At 36.7% G+C, this 2,111-nt stretch carries 3 protein-coding genes; all 3 read left to right on the plus strand.

All coding sequences use genetic code 11. From position 1 onward, the window contains the following. Positions 1-111: 111 nt before the first annotated feature. The 3 genes from VIL26_08840 to VIL26_08850 all read left to right on the plus strand — a co-directional run bounded on the left by VIL26_08840 (position 112) and on the right by VIL26_08850 (position 1,599). Positions 112-549: a hypothetical protein gene (locus VIL26_08840; protein HEY8391031.1), complete on the plus strand. Its 438-nt coding sequence runs from the start codon at positions 112-114 to the stop codon at positions 547-549. Positions 550-558: 9 nt separating this feature from the next. Next, positions 559-723 carry a hypothetical protein gene (locus VIL26_08845; protein HEY8391032.1) on the plus strand — a complete coding sequence of 55 codons (165 nt, stop codon included), beginning with the start codon at positions 559-561 and terminating at the stop codon, positions 721-723. A 279-nt stretch (positions 724-1,002) separates the two neighbouring features. Beyond that, positions 1,003-1,599: a DUF4352 domain-containing protein gene (locus VIL26_08850; GenBank protein ID HEY8391033.1), complete on the plus strand. Its 597-nt coding sequence runs from the start codon at positions 1,003-1,005 to the stop codon at positions 1,597-1,599. Positions 1,600-2,111: the final 512 nt, after the last annotated feature.

Genomic DNA, 2,111 nt, shown 5'->3' on the forward strand with positions numbered 1-2,111 from the left:
CCGGGGCCAAATCAAAAAAAACAGGGTGGTCAATATCGTCGGAATAATGCCGGTTAACCTAAAAAGTAAGGGTGGTCAGCATCGTCGGAATCAGTGGTCAATATCATCGGAATGGGTGGTCAACATGGCTCGGAATTTACATTCGAGCTTACAAGTATTGGCCCTAAAGGAGCTATCCCGAAGATAATTCAGCTTACTCCTACCGAAGATGATACAATAGTGAATCTGGCTTTTGGAAATAAAAAAGCAGATGGTAGTATTGATGATCTGGCAAGGGATGATAACAAAGACAGAAATAAGATACTCGCTACCGTAGTATCAGCATTAATCATTTTCTTTGAAGCATACCCGGAGAAATGGGTATTTTTTGCAGGCAGCACACCGGAAAGAACAAGGCTTTACAGAATGGCTATTACCCTGAATTATGAGGAACTAAGTACTGATTTTGAAATATTTGGACTACTAAGAGCAATGGACACTTTCCTGGATGTTCCCTTTGAGAAAGGAGTAGATTATTTTGGCTATTTAGTAAGACCGAAAAAAGATTAAATTTGTAGCATGAAACGGAAAGACAATAGTAAAGAGCAGGCCGCTAAAAAAGCAGCATCATTAGGGATCAACCTGAAGGTGGGTAAAAAATCTTCCGGTAAAGTGCTTTTTCCGGAGAAACTGGAGCAGGCCAATAAAATCCTGTCCAATACAAAATTCAGATACGTAAAATAATTTTTTAAAAAAATAACAAGGAAGCCATCTGTTGAGGATGGTTTTTTCTTGCGGCAACGTTTCTGAATTATCTTATTGTTTTTAATCGCTTGAAAGAATCAGACAATATTTGGAAGTGATTATTTTGTTGAACTTTTAGAATTAGAGCTCAAATACAACAGACATAAGAAATAAACCTGATGCCACTTCAGCAGAACGCCTACCGATGCGTATTTTGCTATTCAAGAAATATCCATCGTTTATTCATTTAACCAGTCTAAACTTTAAAAGTAACCGTTTATGGAAAAGCCAAAGAAAAAATTGAGCGTCGGCAAAAAAATCCTTTTTGGTGTCGGTGTATTATTCGTAATTGGTCTTATCGTGGGACCTGACAAAGACAATAGTGATGACAAAGTAAAAGTTGCTTCAACAAACACTTCCAGCAGCGACAATGCAACTTCAAATAGTCCCGTTAGTGATAAACCAGATTACAAAAAAATTGGCGATCAAATTGAAGTAGGCAATTTCTCTTATCGTGTTAATAGTGCAAAATTTGCAAAGACAGTTGGCAGTGATTTTGCTCAAAAGACCGCTGACGGCATTTTCCTTATTGTCAATGTCTCGTTTCGCAACAACGACAACGAAGAACATACTCTTGACAATTCATTCTTTAAATTAACAGATGAAAACGGAACTGAATTCGAAAGTTCTACTGATGGTGAGGCTGCACTCGAAATGTCTGGACAAGAGACGCTATTCTTAAAACAGTGTAATCCGCAAATTACAAAATCCGGACTACTCATTTTTGAAGTACCGGGCAAAAAAGTCTATGATCTTCATTTGAGCGGTGGATTTTGGAGTGGCAAGACTGCTGTTGTGAAACTCACTACAAAATGACGAATACTTTAGTTGCAAATTTTATATGGGTAAGCACGGACTTTGCTACTACGTTCGTAAAGGGACATACCCACAAAGATTTGCTATTTGCTACCATGAACAGCAGTACTGGCTGACCAATCGCTATTGAGAGCAATTATCCGTTAATTTAAACTCTAATTATTCTAATTAGATTCTATTTGCGTCTGAATAAAATACACAATATCCTCTGGAGAACTAATTTTCCTGGTGAAGCACACAAGCTTACCTTTGGAATATTTGTATCTTTTCTTACAGAAAATTTTAAACAACATTTTGGGTCACGTTTGGGTATTATTTGATGAAGGTAAACAAGAGCAATGTATATTTTCCTTATAATTGATTGATATTATAATGTGTTCTGCTTAGTATATGATCTGACAGTTTGAGGATTTTTTATTTGAAGTTTTATAGGGTCAGGATTAATTTTTTATGCTGCGGGTGGAATGTCCTGCAGCATTTTTTGTTTCGCTAAAGGTAAGGTTTCTATAAAT

The sequence above is a fragment of the Clostridia bacterium genome (assembly GCA_036562685.1).
Classification (GTDB): domain Bacteria; phylum Bacillota; class Clostridia; order Christensenellales; family DUVY01; genus DUVY01.

Excerpts from the sequence above, each read along its gene's own strand:
- VIL26_08845 (HEY8391032.1), top strand. The coding sequence starts at position 559 with ATGAAACGGAAAGACAATAGTAAAGAGCAGGCCGCTAAAAAAGCAGCA.
- VIL26_08840 (HEY8391031.1), top strand. The coding sequence starts at position 112 with ATGGGTGGTCAACATGGCTCGGAATTTACATTCGAGCTTACAAGTATT.
- VIL26_08850 (HEY8391033.1), top strand. The coding sequence starts at position 1,003 with ATGGAAAAGCCAAAGAAAAAATTGAGCGTCGGCAAAAAAATCCTTTTT.